This window comes from Nakamurella panacisegetis (assembly GCF_900104535.1).
GTDB classification, from domain to species: domain Bacteria; phylum Actinomycetota; class Actinomycetes; order Mycobacteriales; family Nakamurellaceae; genus Nakamurella; species Nakamurella panacisegetis.
Map to the genome: position 1 here is coordinate 4883750 of NZ_LT629710.1, position 14809 is coordinate 4898558.

Consider the following 14809-nt stretch of genomic DNA (forward strand, 5'->3'; position numbering starts at 1 on the left):
TTCTGGGGCTTCTCTCTGTGATCTTCTTTGACGGAGTCGTGGACGAACCGGTTCAGTTGCCCGGCGGCGTGCTCGCCGGGTTCTCAGATGCGCGGGAGACAACCTTGTCGATGAATCCGTACTCGAGTGCTTCCTGAGCCGTGAACCAGCGGTCACGGTCGGAGTCCAGGGTGATCCGCTCCACCGTCTGGCCTGTGTGTTGGGCGATCAGTTCGGCCATCTCGAGCTTGGACTTGTTGAGCATGTCGGCCTGGATGGCGATGTCCGAGGAGGTTCCGCCGACGCCGGCACTGGGCTGGTGCATGAGGATCCGGGCGTGCGGCAGGGCCGCTCGCTTGCCGGGCGCACCGGCGGTGAGCAGGAACTGGCCCATGGAAGCGGCCAGCCCCATTGCCGTGGTGGCGACGTCGGGCTCGATCAGCATCATGGTGTCGTAGATGGCCATGCCGGCCGTGACGCTGCCGCCGGGCGAGTTGATGTAGAGGGTGATGTCCTTCTCGGGGTCCTCCGCGGCGAGCAGCAGCAGCTGCGCGGTGATCTCGTTCGCGTTGGTGTCCCGGACCTCGGAGCCGAGAATGATGATCCGCTCGCGAAGCAGTCGTTCCGAGACTGAATCCGACAGCGACAACCCTGGGGTCCCCCGCATGACGGCCGGCAAGATCTCCGGAGCGGCGCTCTCGATGGCCCGGAGCTGATGCGCGGTCGGGCCCGCAAGCGTGTGACGTTGGCTCACTGACGTCTCCTGTCAGAAGTCCGATCGGGGCCGCGAGGCCCTTCCCGGATGTTCATCGGTATGGGTGGTGCTGGTGGGACTGAAGCTACAAAGGCAATCGGTGGGCGACCACAGCAGGTGGGTGCCCGGGGCCGACTCACCCGACAGTAACGACGAAGGAGCCGGAGCGATGCCCGTTGGGCCGCCTGTTCGCTGACGGCTTGACCACGGGCACCGCGCCGGCTCCGGCACGTCTGCGCAGAACCTGCGGGCGCAGGGACGCGCTACTACTTGCTGGTGACCGCTTCCGGGTCGGTCTGGTCGTCGGCCGCCGGCTCCTCGGTCGATCCTTCGATGACACCGTTGGCGGCGTCCTCGGTGTCGTCCTCGTCCTCGTCCACGATCTCGACGCCGAACAGCTCAGCGATGTTCAGGGCGTTGCCGGAGGCGTCGGTGACCTTGGCCAGCTGCACCGCGTTGGCCAGCGCCTTGCCGCGGCGGACGTCGGCGATGACGGCGCCCAGCTGGTTGCCCTCCTGCAGGCGCTTGAAGTACTCGTCCGGGCTGACCCCGAAGCGCTGCGCGTTGTAGATGATCCGCTCGGTGAACTCCTCCTGCGACACGCCAACGCCCTGCTGCTCGGCCAGGGCGTCCAGCAGCAACTGGGTACGCACGGCGGTCTCGGCCGACTCGCGGGTCTCGGCGTCGAACTCGGCGCGGGTCTGGCCCTCGCCCTCCAGGTAGGCGTTCAGCTGGTCCTCGTCGTGGTCGAACGAGTGCACTGCATCGTGCTGGCGCGCCTCGTACTCCGAAGCCACGATCGATTCCGGGGCCGGGATGTCGGTGGCCGCGAGCAGGGCCTCCAGCACCTTGTCGCGGGCTTCGCTGCCCTGGCCCATGTTCTTCACCCGACGGATCCGCTCGACGAGGTCGTCGCGCATCTCGGCGACGGTGTCGAACTCACTGGCCAGCTGGGCGAAGTCGTCGTCGACCTCGGGCAGGGTCCGCTCGGACACACTGTTGACGGTAACCGTGACCTCCGCCTCCTCACCGGCGTGCTCGCCGGCGACCAGGGCGGTGGTGAACGTCGCGGTCTCCCCGGCCGACAGCCCGATCAGTGCCGCGTCGAGGCCGTCGACCAGGTCGCCGGTACCGATCTTGTAGGTCAGCCCGTCGGTGCTGGCGTCCGGCAGTTCCTCGCCGTCGACCACGGCCCGGAGGTCGATGGACACCGAGTCCCCGTCGGCGGCGGGCCGCTCGACCGGGGTGATGCTGGCGAACCGGTCGCGCAATGCCTCGACCTGCTCGTCGATGTCGGCCTCGGTGATCTCGACGTCGGCCACCTCGACGGCGATCTCGTCGACCGCGGGAAGGACGATCTCCGGCCGGATGTCGACCTCGGCGGTGAACTCGAGGGTCTCGCCGTCCTCGATCTTGGTGACCTCGATCTCGGGCTGACCCAGTGGCGTCAGGTTGGCCTCGGAGACGGCCTCCCCGTACTTCACCGGGACGGCGTCGTTGACGACCTCGGACAGGATCGCGCCTCGGCCCAGACGGGCGTCCAGAATCTTCGCGGGGACCTTGCCGGCCCGGAACCCGGGGATGTTGACCGTTCCGGCCAGGGCGCGGTACGCCTTGGCGAAGTGCGGCTTCAGTTCGTCGAACGGAACCTCGACGGAGAGTTTGACCCTGGTCGGGTTCAGGTGTTCGACAGTGCTCTTCACGTGCGGGACTCCTTGAGGTAACGACAACTTGGGTGGAATGGCTTCGCGATGCATCCAGGCCGGACCCCGCGTGCGCCGGCGGCAGATCAGCCGTCGACCGCTGTGCGGTGGGGTCGTCGATGCAAGTTCTTCACAGCGCCCGTAATTCTATGCGACCCACGGACCTGCGATTTCCCCGGACCGCAACCGGCTCCCGCGCCATCTGCGATGGGGCGGGAGGACCCGGGAATCTCAGGTCCGTGCATTAGCATCGGGCCGCCGGATCAGCAATGGACGGGTCGGCACCGCCGGTGCTCGCCAGATGCTAGGGGAAACGCTTGAGCAGATCGATCTTCGCCACCGCAACCATAACGGCCCTCGCCCTGTCGAGCATCATGGTCGTGTCCGCCGGCGCCGCGTCGCCGGCCGCGGTGACGGCACCTCGATCGGACTCTCCGGCCCCCGCCAGTGCGTCCCGGGACGCGCCCGCTACCTCGGCGACGCTGTTGGGCGAACTGGCCGTGGCGCAGCTGACCCCGGCCCAGGCCGTCGCGAAGGCCGTGTCGGAAGCATCGGCCAACGGCATCAACACCCATATCAGCGTGACCAGCCGGGCCAGCGGGCAGGTGTTGGCCCAGTCCGGCAACGCCGGCACCCAGGTGGCTTCCGAGTCGGTCGTCAAGTTGATGATCGCGTCGTACTACCTGGTCCTGGTGGGCGGATATCAGCACCAGAGTGCTTCGGTGCTGAACCAGCTCAGCTACATGATCCGGTACTCCGACGACGCGACCGCGAACTCGTACTTCACCTCGTCGGCCGTCCCGACGATCGCCGCGCGTTACGGCATGCACTCCACGATCAACGCGACCGACCGGGTCGGGCACTGGGGAGCTGTCCGCATCACGGCCCAGGACATGACGACGTTCCTCTACCGCGCGGCCCGTGACCCACAGGTCGGCCCGTGGCTCATGCCGGTGATGGCCCACGTGGCCGCGGTCGGCTCCGACGGGTTCAACCAGGCCTTCGGCATGAACTCCCTGTCCGGCACCCACGGGTCGAAGCAGGGCTGGGGCGACGACCAGGTGTGGTCAGCGGCCAACAAGGTCATCAACTCCGTCGGGTACACGGACAAGTACTACGTGGCGATCCTGCAGAACTCCTACTCCTACCCCGACCCGGCGCGGGCCACGGCGACGTACGCGGCCCGGACGATCCAGTCGTCGGTCACGGCTCCGGCGCCGGTCCGCAACGGTGATTTCGTCAGGACGGCGGGTGTGGGCGGGGTGTACCGGATCGCCGGTGGTGCCCCGATCTACGTCAGCACGTTCGCCGGTTTCCGAGGATCGACCGCCGTCCGGACCATCACCGCGGACCAATGGAAGGCTCTGCGGTCGGTCCCGGCCAGCGGCACCTTCCTGCAGGCCACGGTCAGCGGCGAAGTCTACGAAGTGGTCGGCGGCGCACCGATTTTCGTCAGTAGCTGGGCCGCGTTCGGCGCCCGGCAGCCGACGGTGCAGGTCGACCGGAATGCAATCAGCCAGGCCGGCCGGGCCGGGGTGTGGTCGCACCTGTCGTTCTACCCGGCGGACGGCACGTTCGTGACGGCCAGCAGCAACTCTCAGGTGTACCGGATCGTCGCGGGGACGCCGACGTACGTCTCCAGCTGGGCCAACTTCGGCGGCCGCCGGGCCACGACGAAGGTCGACTATCAGGCCATCTGGCACGCGGGACAGGCCGGCCGATGGAGCCACCTCCGCTACTACCTGCCCGACGGCACGTTCATCCGCACCACCGCCAGCAGCGGTGAGGTCTACGTGATGGCGGGTGGCGCACCGATCTATGTATCGACCTTCGCGGTGTTCGGCGGGGCCCGACCGGCGCAATCGGTCGACGCCGGGGCCATCAGTCGAGCCGGCGGCGGTGGTCAGTGGTCGCATCTGCGGGCCAAGCCGACGAACGGATCGATGTTGCGGGATCCGCGGAGTGGTTCGATCTACCGCGTGGCCGGCGGCGCCCCCCTCTACATCCCGGACCTGACCGGCCTCGCGCCCTATTCACGGTGGGTCGACATTGATCCGGCCGCGATCGCCCGGGGCGGCCAGGCGGGAAGGTGGTCACACCTGCAGCAGCGGCCGGCCGACGGGACGCTGCTGCGCTCGGTCCAATCCAATCGGGTCTATCGCGTATCCCGCGGACACGCGTCGATCCTGACGTCGTGGGCCGGATATGGAGGCGTGACGCAGCCGACCGTCCGGATCCCGCAGATGACGTTCGACCGGGCAGGATCCGGCGGCGTCTACAACCACCTCGTCTGAGACGACGCTGGATCGGGGCGGCCCAGGTGACGCGCTATCCCAGCGGCTTGGCGGCATCGGGTACCCAGGTCCGGACCAGGGAGCTGAGCACACCGGTAACCCGGAGCTGGTCCACGGCCGCGGACACGCACGACGTCAGCGGCGAGTGCTTGGGCAGCACCATGCCGAACTGCTGGGGCTGCTCGTCGCCGTCCGGCAACTGGCCGACCACGGTGAAGGCCGCTCCGAGGGTGACCGCCGTCGGCGTCGGGACGACAACGGCGCTGACCGTTCCACCGGTCAGGGCGGCCAGGGCGGCCGTCGCATTCGGGTAGGTGCGCACCGTCGCACCGGTCCGGGCGCTCGCGACCGCGGGCGCACCGGCCACCACACCGATCGCCATGCCCTTGAGACCGGCCGACGACGTGATCGCGGCGGCCGGGCGGCCCGTCTTGCTGACGACGGAGTTGGAGATCGAGAAGTAGCCGCTGCTGTAGTCCACCGTCGACGACCCGACGTCGGGAGTCGCGAACTCGCCGATCGCCACGTCGAACCCGCTGGCCTTCCCGGCCAGCAGCGTGGCGCGCGCGGTCGTGGACCAGCTGACGGACGACGCGGAGTAGCCCAGTTCCTTGGCCACCGCCAGCGCCACCGCCGCCTCGTAACCCTTGCCGCCGGACGGGGCACCGTTGAACCACGGCGCTGAGGCGGAACCTGCGGCCGTGAACACCAGCCGGCCGGGGGTCCGGGTCTTGAGAGTGCTCGGGGTGCAGTTCGGCAGCGGCGTCGCGACCTCACCAGGACCGGACGTCACCGGCGCGACGGCCGCGGTCGGCGGCAACGCGGCCGATCCCGCAGTCCCGGGCGCCGACGGAATGCTGCTCTGGGTCCCCGCTACTCCCGACGATGCCGGGGCCGATACCGGCGCCGACATCGAGGCCGACGCCGACGCCGACGCAGCGGACGCGGCCGGCGGGGTCGACTCCCCCGCCGCGCCGGCTGACGCCGCCGACTCGGCCGACGACGCCGCGGCACAGCCACTGATGACCAGAGTCGCCGAAACCCCGAGGGCGATGAAGTAGGCCGAAGCGTTCCGGATGCGCATGGCGAACATCTTCCCCCACCTCGCTGTGCCACCGGACCGATCGAGCAGGCCGACAACGCTCCGGCCGGCTCGGCCGCGGGACATCGAGGGGTCTTTCGGCCCTTGGTGGGGCGGCCGGCCGCCTTCACAATCGGGCGTTCAGGGGCGATGCCGGACGCAGGCCAACGGCACATACCCGCAGACCGCGCAGGACGGCGGCGCTGCGGCGTCGCGGCAGGCTCCCGGAACGGAGGTGACCGTGACCGGACATCGGATGACGGGCCGCCGACGGCGGATCGTGCTCGCCGTCGCGGCCGTCGTCGTCATCGCCGTCGCCGCTGTCGTCTGGACTCTCGTTCGCGCCCACCGCACCACCCCGGCCCTGGCGCACTTCAAGCAGACCCAGGACTACCTTCCGGGGGTCGCGGCGGATCTCTATCTTCCGGCCCCGGCCGCCGGGCGCACGCCCACGGTGGTGCTCATCCCGGGCGGCGGCTGGTCGAGCGCCGATCGCGGCGGGCTGGCCCCACTGGCCGACGCGCTCGCGGCGAACGGGATGGTGGTTCTCAACGCGACCTACCGCGCCGCGGACTCGGGGGTCACCTTCCCGGTGCCGGTCGCCGACATCGTGTGCGCGATCGACTACGCCGCCGCTCAGGCTCGTCTCGCCGGGTTCTCCCCCGGACAGATCGTCGTGATGGGTCACTCGTCCGGAGCGCATCTGTCCGCCCTGGCGGCGCTGGACGGAGCGCACTTCCGGCACGCCTGCCCGTACCAGGCGGTCGAACCCGACGGTCTGATCGGCCTGTCCGGTCCGTACGACATCAGCCAGGCCGAAGGAATCGCATTTCCCCTGTTCGGTGCGTCATCCGCCGCGGAGCCGGCGCAATGGCGGGAAGGCAATCCGATGACCTGGGTCGGCCTGCGAACGGGGTCGCATCCGCTGCGGGTGCTTCTCGTACACGGCTCGTCGGACGAACTGGTGTCGACCAGCTTCAGCGAGACGTTCGCCGCGGCGCTCCGGCGGGCCGGGCATCCGGTGCAGCTGACGATCATCCCGGGCGCGAGTCACGCCGATGTCTATCGGGCCGACGTGATCTCCGGGATCGCCACCACCTGGATCCGCGGCCTGAAATGAGCGGGCAGGTGCCGGCTACGACTCGCTGAGCGTGAGGGTGGCCAGATCGAACTCGCGCACCGCCGTCTCCAATTCGGCGACGGTCGGGGTCCGGCCGACGGTGATCTGCAGACCCAGCTGACGCCGGGCGGCCTTCCACCCGATGCGCTCGATCACCCGGTGGAGATTGGTGGCCACCGACCGGCAATCCTCGTCCAGACTGGCCCGCATGGTCCGGCGCCGCCCGCGATGAGTCACCTCGATATCCGTTCGGCCGCGGGCGTTGATCCGCCACCTGTGTTGGGTGGTGACCATCAGCCGGCCGTCGAAATCGATGTAGCTCACCGGGATGTCGTAGCGGCGGCCGGTCTTGCGCCCCCGCAGATGCAGCACCAGGACGCTCCGGTCCAGCAGGCCGTGCAGCGGCGACCGCAGCAGTCCGCGCACCACAGGGTTGATGGCATTGATCAGCCTTTGCGGGGGAACGCGCCGATCAACCGCTGTGCTCATCGACGATCACGACCGGGTCCGCAACTGGTCCATCGTCCGCCTGATCTCGGTCTCGGTCGGCAACTCGCGACTGAAGGCATCCCAGGCGGCGCCGACGACCCCGATCCCCCACGGCACGATGACGAACACCGGCCAGAAGAACTTGGCCCCGGTCACCGCCCAGATCACCACCAGCGCCAGGTTGATCACGACGTACATGAGCACGTGGATCCGGAAGTCACGCTGCTTCTTCCACCGCTTCACCGCCCGCGCCCGCAGTTCCTGCTCGTCGGTGGTGGTCATTTCCTCGCTCACCTGGCACCTCTTCCCGTTGCAACGACGCCCTCATCGACGTGCTGAGATCCGGTTTCGGCTTCCGAGCATGCCGCGCCCGGCCGGTGCTGACCTACGGCCGAAAGCCCCTGGTGCGCGGGTCGAAAGTCACACGATGGTCAGCGGCGCGGGGCCGGGCCCTGGGGGTGAGCCCGGGACCGGGCCGGTCCCGGCCGGGCTTCCCGGTGGAATGCGTCCGTTGCTCACGCTCGTTCGTACTGAGTCGGGATGACAGGATTTGAACCTGCGACCCTCCGCTCCCAAAGCGGATGCGCTACCAAGCTGCGCTACATCCCGAGACTGCCGTGCCGCCCGGCGCCGACGGGGCGCGGTTGACCCGAGCAGCCTAACCGTTGGGCTACCATTACCGTGCACGGCAACGAGGCCGGCAGCGCGGGCGTAGCACAATGGTAGTGCCTCAGTCTTCCAAACTGATTACGCGAGTTCGATTCTCGTCGCCCGCTCCAGTCTTCTCCCCCAGACCCGGATCACCGCCTGGACCCGCCCCGGGTCGGCGCCGGATTGGTGATCACCAGTACGCCGACCGCAGGCTCCGTTCCGAGCGCCGCGAAGGTGTGCTCGACGTCGGACAGCCAGGTCACCGTCTCCCCTGCTCCGACGCGCTGCGCTTGGCCGATTCTTCCCACCTCGGCCACACCGCTGACGATCGTCAGTTGCTCCCGCACCCCGGACCCGTGAGCCGGGGAGAGGCGCCGGCCGCCCGATGCGATGATCAGCCGGTAGACCTCAGTGGTGGCGCCCACCCCGATTTCGCCGATCACGTCCAGGAGGACCGCCGTGACGGCGTCGCCGCTGACCGCCCCGCGGAGCCCGACGGCCGGCGCCCCCAGGTCGATCAGGCTGGCCAGACCGACGCCGAGGGGCGCCGTCAGGGCATACAACGTCTCCAGGGTCGGATTCCGCCGGCCGGCCTCCAGCTCGGACAGTGTGCCCTTGCCAAGGTTTGCCCGCCGGGCCAGTTCGGAGAGCGACAGCCCGGCCTGCTGACGGAACTCGGTGATGCGGCGGCCCACGATCACCGGGACGGCGAGAGCCGGTGGGCCGCCGGTCGGCGCCGCGGTCGCACCGGCCCTGGGGGCGAGGCGTGGAGCCTGGGACACCGGCGTTCCTTCCGTTGCAGCTTCCGGTTAGAGTAGCCGCGTTCTGTATACGGAACGCGAGACACGGGAGAATCCATGACGCACACGTCGGTCACGGCGAAACGTCCCACTGCGGACACCGGTGTCGGGCCAGCCGTCGTCGCCGGCGTCGTGACGGCCGTCGTCGGGTTCACCAGCTCCTTCGCGGTGGTGCTGGCCGGGCTGCGGGCGGTGGGCGCCGACACCGATCAGGCGGCCTCCGGTCTGCTGGTCCTGTGCGTGAGCATGGGGGCCGGATCGATCTTCTTCTCGTGGCGGCTGAAGATCCCCATGACGATGGCCTGGTCCACCCCCGGCGCGGCCCTGTTGGCCGGGTCGGCCATGCCGGCCGACGGTTTTGCCGCCGCCGTGCCCGCGTTCGCCCTGGCCGGGGCGCTCATCGCGCTGTGCGGACTGATCCGGCCGCTCGGCCGGGCCGTGGCCGCCATCCCCCCGGCGCTGGCCAACGCGATGCTGGCCGGAGTTCTGCTCACCCTGTGCGTCGAGCCGTTCCGGGCACTGAGCGCATCGCCCGCGGCCATCGCCCCGGTGGTGCTGACCTGGCTCGTGCTCACCCGGGTGGCCCGGCGCTGGGCCGTGCCGGGCGCCCTCGGGGTGGCCGTCGTGGTCATGGCCGTCACCGGGTCGTTCTCCCACCTGGCCGGCGCCCGCCTGGCACCGGTGGTGGTCGCGGTGTCGCCGTCGTGGGAGCCGGCGACGGTGGTGGCCATCGCCCTCCCGCTGTTCCTGGTCACCATGACCAGCCAGAACATCCCGGGGATGGCCGTCCTGGCATCGTTCGGATACCGGCCCCGCCTCGCGCCGCCGCTGCTCTACACGGGGGGCGCCACCGTCGTCGGCGCCTTCGCCGGGGCCCACGCCATCAACCTGGCCGCCATCTCCGCGGCCCTGGCCGCCGGTCCCACCGCCCACCCGGACCCGGAGCGCCGGTGGGTCGCCGGGGTCACCTGCGGGGCGGTGTACCTGGTCCTCGGACCGGCGTCGGCCCTGGTCGCGGCGGTGGCCCAGGCTGCACCGGCCGGGATCATGGCGGCGATCGCCGGACTGGCCCTGATCGGCACCTTCGCCTCGGCCGCCGGTTCCGCACTGGCCGACGGGGGCCATCGCGAAGCGGCCGCGGTGACCTTCCTGGTGGCCGCGTCGGGCGTCGCGTTCGGCGGGATCGGCGCGGCGTTCTGGGGTCTGCTGGCCGGCTCGGTGTACCTGCTGGTGATGCGCCGCCCCCTCTGGCCGCCGAGGTAGCGGCACCCGAGCCGCTAAAGTGGCCGGGGTCGCATCCGCGCCCGATCTCGAAGAACTGCTCCTGATCTCTGTCCCGGAAAGGCCTGAAACAACGATGACGGTCCGCAAGGTCGCACTGCTCACCGCCGGGGGTTTCGCCCCCTGCCTGTCGTCCGCGGTCGGCGGACTCATCGAGCGGTACACGGAACTGTCGCCCGAGGTCGAGATCATCGCCTACAAGCACGGCTACCAGGGTCTGCTGTCCGGTGACTACATCACCGTGACGCCCCAGGTCCGGGCGAACGCCGGTCTGCTGCACCGATTCGGCGGATCCCCGATCGGCAACTCCCGGGTCAAGCTGACCAACGTCAAGGACCTCGTCAAGCGCGGGCTGGTGAACGCCGGCGACGACCCGCTCAAGGTGGCCGCCGACCGGCTCACCGCCGACGGCGTCGACGTCCTGCACACCATCGGCGGCGACGACACGAACACCACGGCCGCCGACCTGGCCGCCTTCCTGGCCCAGCACGACTACGCGCTGACGGTGGTCGGGCTGCCCAAGACGATCGACAACGACGTCATCCCGATCCGGCAGTCCCTGGGTGCGTGGACCGCGGCCGAACAGGGGGCCGAGTTCGCCCGGAACATCATCGGGGAGCACAACTCCGGCTCCCGGATGCTCATCGTGCACGAAGTCATGGGCCGCCACTGCGGCTGGCTGACCGCGGCCACCGCGAAGGCCTACCGGAAGTGGCTGGACACGCAGGAGTGGCTGCCGGAGATCGGCTTGTCCCGGGAGGCCTGGGACGTGCACGCGGTCTACGTACCCGAGGCCGCGTTCGACCTCGAGGCCGAGGCCGCCCGGCTGCGCGAGGTGATGGACACCGTCGGCAACGTGACCATCTTCCTGTCCGAAGGTGCGGGGCTGGAGACGATCGTCGCGCAGTTGGAGGCCTCGGGCGCCGACGTCCCGCGCGACCCGTTCGGCCACGTCCGTCTGGACGAGGTCAATCCGGGGGCCTGGTTCGCCAAGCAGTTCGCCGAGAAGCTCGGCGCGGAGAAGGTGATGGTCCAGAAGTCCGGTTACTACTCCCGCGCGGCCGCCGCCAACAGCGAGGATCTCCGCCTGATCAAGTCGATGACGGACTACGCCGTCGACTGCGCGCTGCGCGGCGAACCGGGCGTGATCGGACACGACGAAGAGGCCGGAGATCGGTTGCGGGCCATCGAGTTCGCCCGGATCAAGGGCGGCAAGCCGTTCGACATCGGCACCGGCTGGTTCCGCGACCTGCTCGACGGCATCGGCCAGGCACCGGCGGTCGCGGCCGCCCACTGAACCAGCGCCCCGGCTGACCGCGGCGGAAAACGGCGGGACAACGACCACCGCGTACGGCAAGCTCGTGCCAATGACCGGAACCCACGACCAGCCGCCCGCCCCGACCAGCACCACGGGGGCGGGCGGCTTCGTCGTTCGCGCCCTCTCGGACACTTCGGAGGCGGACTGGGCCGCGGCCACTCGGGTCGACGCCCTGGCCTTCGGCTACGTCCCCGACGCCGACTACCTCGATCGCTTCCTGCGGCCGCAGTACGACCTCGGGCGCTTCACCGGTGTCTTCGATCCGGCCCTGGGCGATCTGATGGTGGGCCTCGGCGGCATCCAATCGCGGTCACTCACGTTCCCGGGTCGGGGGCCGTCGCCGGTCGCGGCCGTGACCTGGGTTGCCGTCCGTCCGGACCAGCAGCGGCGGGGCGCGCTCCGGCACGTGATGACCCACCAGCTGCACGCCGACGGCATCGAGCCGATCGCCGTGCTCACGGCCAGCGAGGCCGGGATCTACGGCCGCTTCGGGTACGGGTTGGCCACCAACCGGACCCGGCGGGAAATCACCACTCCGGCCCGCCTGCGACCGGGCACCGTCACCGATCCGGTGCTGGAGATGCCCAGGGCCGAGGCGATGCCGCTGATGCGGGCGATCCACGATCGCGTCCGCCCGGTCGCGGTCGGCTATCTGGACCGCACGGATGCGGTCTGGGAACACCTGCTGTCCGAGCACCCGTTCGCGGCCGCCGGTCGCCCGGCGCGTCGATTCGTCCTGCACCCGGACGGCTATCTGTCCTTCCGGGTCGCGGATTCGTTCGGCGACGGCGGCCCGGACTCGAAGCTGACCGTCGGTGAGATCTGCGCCGCGACCCCTGCCGCCCGGGCCTCGTTGTGGCGTCACGTGCTGTCTTATCCGCTGGTCCGGACCGTGCAGGTCCCTCTGGCCGGGGTCGACGAACCCCTGATCGACCTGCTCGACGATCCGAGGGCGCTGTCCACCGCCGTCTCCGACCACGTGTGGGTCCGGTTGGTCCGCCTGACCGACGCGATCGATCGGCGAACCTACTCGGCGACGGCCCGGGTGACCGTCGCGGTCACGGACCGCTTCTGCCCGTGGAACGACGGCGTGTTCGCGCTGGACCTCGACGCCGACGGCGGACGAGCTCATCAGGTTGACGATGAGCCGGAGATCCGTTGCGACATAGCGGATCTGGGCAGCGCCTTCCTCGGCGGCACCCGCATCGCCCGGCTCGCCACAGCCGGCCGCGTCACCGGCGACCCGGCCGCGATCGGCCGTCTGGACGCGGCCATGGCCACGCCGTTGCGCCCGTTCACCCCTGAGGGGTTCTGATCGGTCGCGCTCCGGTACGGCATGCTGACCACATGGAAAGACCACGTCGCCGCTCGGCCGGCCGCCCCGCCGGACCGCCGAACCCGGTGGCCGAGGCGGAGGCTCCGGTCGCGCCACCGCAATCGGTGGAGCCGGCGGCCGAGCCGACCCCGGCCCTCGCCGCCGATCGTCCGGCGGTGGCGGCGAGTGACGAACCGCCTCAGCATCGCCGCCGCCAGCGGCAGGGACGTCAGGGCCGGGACGGCGGGTCCCGCAGTCCGGATACCGCGCCGCCGGCATCGCCCCCGGACGAGCCGACCGGACCGCCACGCGGCGAACGTCACCTTCCGGCGGCCCGCGACGACCGACGCCGGGAATCGGCCATGGAGCGATCACTTCGGGCCCTGGTGTCGACCCGGACCACGCAACTTCCTCCGACCGTGGCCATGCGGGCGCGAGAGGTCGCGAACCCCACGGCCGCGGATCTGGCCCGGGCGGAGGAGGAGCTGATCATCGTCCGTCGCTTCTACGTCCCGCCCGCTCCCCTCGTGGCCGGGAAGGCGGCCGCACCGCGGGAGGCCGAGTCGCGCGAGCCACGGCCGCGGTCCGAGAGCAAGCGGGGCCGACGGCCGCAGCACGGGGGCTGAGACCGGCCCGGATGAGAGGCGGTCCGGCCGTGCGCGATCAGGGGACGACCAGCACCGGGAACTTCTGCGACGCCATCACCGCGCGGGACACCGATCCGGAAGCGATCCGGTGGACCAGCTCGGCAAACCCCTTGTGCCGCTTGCCGACCACCACGCAGGCAGCGTCCTTCTCCTCGGCCACCCGGATGAGCTCTCCGGCCGCCTCGCCGGTCACCGAGATCAACTCCCAGTCGACCCCTTCCAGTTCGCCGCCGGAGACCAACATCGCCCGGAGTCCGTCCTCGATGGCCTCCTCGGCGGTGTCGTTGGCATCCATCTCCTCGGGGATCGGCACGTATCCCTCGACCATCGGCATGGTGCGCCGCCGGACGTGCACCAGCAGGACCGGCCGCCCGAGCGCGCGAGCCAGGAACACGGCCGCCCGGAGCGGCCGACCGCAGGTGGTCGCGTTGTCCACCCCGATCACGACGGGGCCTGCGGCCAAATCGGGCGGAAGCGGTATGCCGGACGGACTCATCATCGAAATCACGGTCCCTTCGCTGGGTCGGATCAAGATCCAACCTAGCCCGAATCAGCCCATCGGGCGATCTACGCCGCACCCACCGCCCGGCCACCCCGCCGTTCTCCGCGGCCCGTGCACTCGACCGCCACCCGAAGCGCCCACCGGGACCGGTCAGTCGAAGTCGAGGCCACCGGTTCGGGTGCGCTTGATCTCGAAGAAGTACGGGTAACCGGCCAGGGTCACGGTGGCGTCCCAGAGCTTGCCCGCCTCCTCGCCGCGCGGGATCTTGGAGATCACCGGGCCGAAGAAAGCCACGTCGTTGATGTGGATCGTGGGCGTACCGACGTCCGGTCCCACCTTGTCCATACCCGCGTGGTGGCTGGCCCGCAGGGCCTCGTCGTACTCGTCGGTGTCGGCCGCCGCAGCCAGTTCGGCGGGCAACCCAACCTCGGCCAACGACTCGGCGATCACCTGCGGGTAATCCTTGTTGCCCTGGTTGTGGATCCGCGTCCCCATCGCCGTGTAGAGCGCCGGGAGGACACCGTCCCCCTTGGCCTGGGCGGCGGCGATGGCCACCCGCACCGGGCCCCACGCCTTGGTCATCAGCGAGCGATACTCCTCGGGCAGGTCGCGGCCCTCGTTCAACACGGCCAGGCTCATGACGTGGAACTCGACCTCGATGTCGCGGACCTTCTCCACCTCGAGGATCCAGCGGGAGGTGATCCAGCAGAACGGGCACAGCGGATCGAACCAGAGGCCGGCCCGGTCTCGTCTGGTGCCGTCCGCGTCGGTGCCGGCTGACTCCGAGGAGAGGGTTGCTGTCATGGGATGACCTCCGGTTGGGTTGACGGGCCTGTCGGGTGCACGAGGGGCAACCGCGACGGCGCCGGGAATGT

14 protein-coding genes and 2 tRNA genes are annotated in these 14809 nt (G+C 70.2%); 7 read left to right on the forward strand and 9 right to left on the reverse strand.

Translation table 11 applies throughout. The features are described 5' to 3' along the window. Nucleotides 1-52 precede the first annotated feature (52 nt). Both BLS97_RS21970 and tig read right to left on the reverse strand, forming a co-directional pair. Nucleotides 53-682 (reverse strand): ClpP family protease, encoded by a 630-nt coding sequence (locus tag BLS97_RS21970; RefSeq protein WP_269457515.1) that lies wholly within the window; start codon nt 680-682, stop codon nt 53-55. Between the two features lie 317 nt (nt 683-999). Next, the gene (tig, locus tag BLS97_RS21975; protein WP_090480628.1) at nt 1000-2436 is read right to left on the reverse strand and encodes a trigger factor; all 1437 of its coding nucleotides are present in this window, start codon (nt 2434-2436) and stop codon (nt 1000-1002) included. 317 nt (nt 2437-2753) lie between these two features. Here tig and BLS97_RS21980 point away from each other — a divergent pair, with 317 nt between their 5' ends. Next, nucleotides 2754-4730 carry a PASTA domain-containing protein gene (locus tag BLS97_RS21980; RefSeq protein ID WP_090480632.1) on the forward strand — a complete coding sequence of 659 codons (1977 nt, stop codon included), beginning with the start codon at nt 2754-2756 and terminating at the stop codon, nt 4728-4730. Between the two features lie 34 nt (nt 4731-4764). Here BLS97_RS21980 and BLS97_RS21985 read toward each other — a convergent pair whose 3' ends face one another. Next, complete coding sequence (locus BLS97_RS21985; RefSeq protein WP_157695621.1) at nt 4765-5823, reverse strand: transporter substrate-binding domain-containing protein; 1059 nt, start codon at nt 5821-5823, stop codon at nt 4765-4767. A gap of 229 nt (nt 5824-6052) precedes the next feature. Here BLS97_RS21985 and BLS97_RS21990 point away from each other — a divergent pair, with 229 nt between their 5' ends. Then, on the forward strand, nt 6053-6931 hold the full coding sequence (locus BLS97_RS21990) for an alpha/beta hydrolase (RefSeq protein ID WP_172832328.1): 879 nt from the start codon (nt 6053-6055) through the stop codon (nt 6929-6931). 15 nt (nt 6932-6946) lie between these two features. On the opposite strand, the gene BLS97_RS21995 is transcribed toward BLS97_RS21990, so the two are convergent. From BLS97_RS21995 to BLS97_RS22005, 3 genes are all read right to left on the reverse strand, one after another. Further along, entirely contained in the window at nt 6947-7420 is a 474-nt protein-coding gene (locus BLS97_RS21995) for a hypothetical protein (protein WP_090480639.1), read from the reverse strand. 6 nt (nt 7421-7426) lie between these two features. After that, complete coding sequence (locus BLS97_RS22000) at nt 7427-7702, reverse strand: 2TM domain-containing protein (protein ID WP_090480642.1); 276 nt, start codon at nt 7700-7702, stop codon at nt 7427-7429. A 253-nt stretch (nt 7703-7955) separates the two neighbouring features. Then, nucleotides 7956-8029 (reverse strand) — tRNA-Pro (locus BLS97_RS22005). 96 nt (nt 8030-8125) lie between these two features. Between BLS97_RS22005 and BLS97_RS22010 the strand changes: the two genes are divergently transcribed. Continuing rightward, nucleotides 8126-8199: transfer RNA gene (locus BLS97_RS22010), tRNA-Gly, on the forward strand. Nucleotides 8200-8220: 21 nt separating this feature from the next. On the opposite strand, the gene BLS97_RS22015 is transcribed toward BLS97_RS22010, so the two are convergent. Beyond that, complete coding sequence (locus BLS97_RS22015) at nt 8221-8853, reverse strand: helix-turn-helix domain-containing protein (protein ID WP_197676314.1); 633 nt, start codon at nt 8851-8853, stop codon at nt 8221-8223. A gap of 75 nt (nt 8854-8928) precedes the next feature. On the opposite strand from BLS97_RS22015, the gene BLS97_RS22020 reads away from it, so the two are divergent. The 4 genes from BLS97_RS22020 (at nt 8929) to BLS97_RS22035 (ending at nt 13411) form a co-directional block, all read left to right on the forward strand. Continuing rightward, entirely contained in the window at nt 8929-10134 is a 1206-nt protein-coding gene (locus BLS97_RS22020; protein ID WP_090480648.1) for a benzoate/H(+) symporter BenE family transporter, read from the forward strand. Nucleotides 10135-10228: 94 nt separating this feature from the next. Continuing rightward, nucleotides 10229-11449 (forward strand): pyrophosphate--fructose-6-phosphate 1-phosphotransferase, encoded by a 1221-nt coding sequence (locus BLS97_RS22025; protein WP_090480650.1) that lies wholly within the window; start codon nt 10229-10231, stop codon nt 11447-11449. Between the two features lie 70 nt (nt 11450-11519). Further along, nucleotides 11520-12785 carry a GNAT family N-acetyltransferase gene (locus BLS97_RS22030; protein WP_090480653.1) on the forward strand — a complete coding sequence of 422 codons (1266 nt, stop codon included), beginning with the start codon at nt 11520-11522 and terminating at the stop codon, nt 12783-12785. A gap of 32 nt (nt 12786-12817) precedes the next feature. Next, nucleotides 12818-13411 carry a hypothetical protein gene (locus BLS97_RS22035; RefSeq protein WP_157695622.1) on the forward strand — a complete coding sequence of 198 codons (594 nt, stop codon included), beginning with the start codon at nt 12818-12820 and terminating at the stop codon, nt 13409-13411. A 37-nt stretch (nt 13412-13448) separates the two neighbouring features. Here BLS97_RS22035 and BLS97_RS22040 read toward each other — a convergent pair whose 3' ends face one another. Together BLS97_RS22040 and BLS97_RS22045 are read right to left on the reverse strand one after the other, a co-directional pair. Beyond that, entirely contained in the window at nt 13449-13931 is a 483-nt protein-coding gene (locus BLS97_RS22040; protein ID WP_090480659.1) for a universal stress protein, read from the reverse strand. Between the two features lie 153 nt (nt 13932-14084). Further along, nucleotides 14085-14738, reverse strand: a complete 654-nt coding sequence (locus tag BLS97_RS22045; RefSeq protein ID WP_090480662.1) for a mycothiol-dependent nitroreductase Rv2466c family protein — start codon at nt 14736-14738, stop codon at nt 14085-14087. Nucleotides 14739-14809 lie beyond the last annotated feature (71 nt).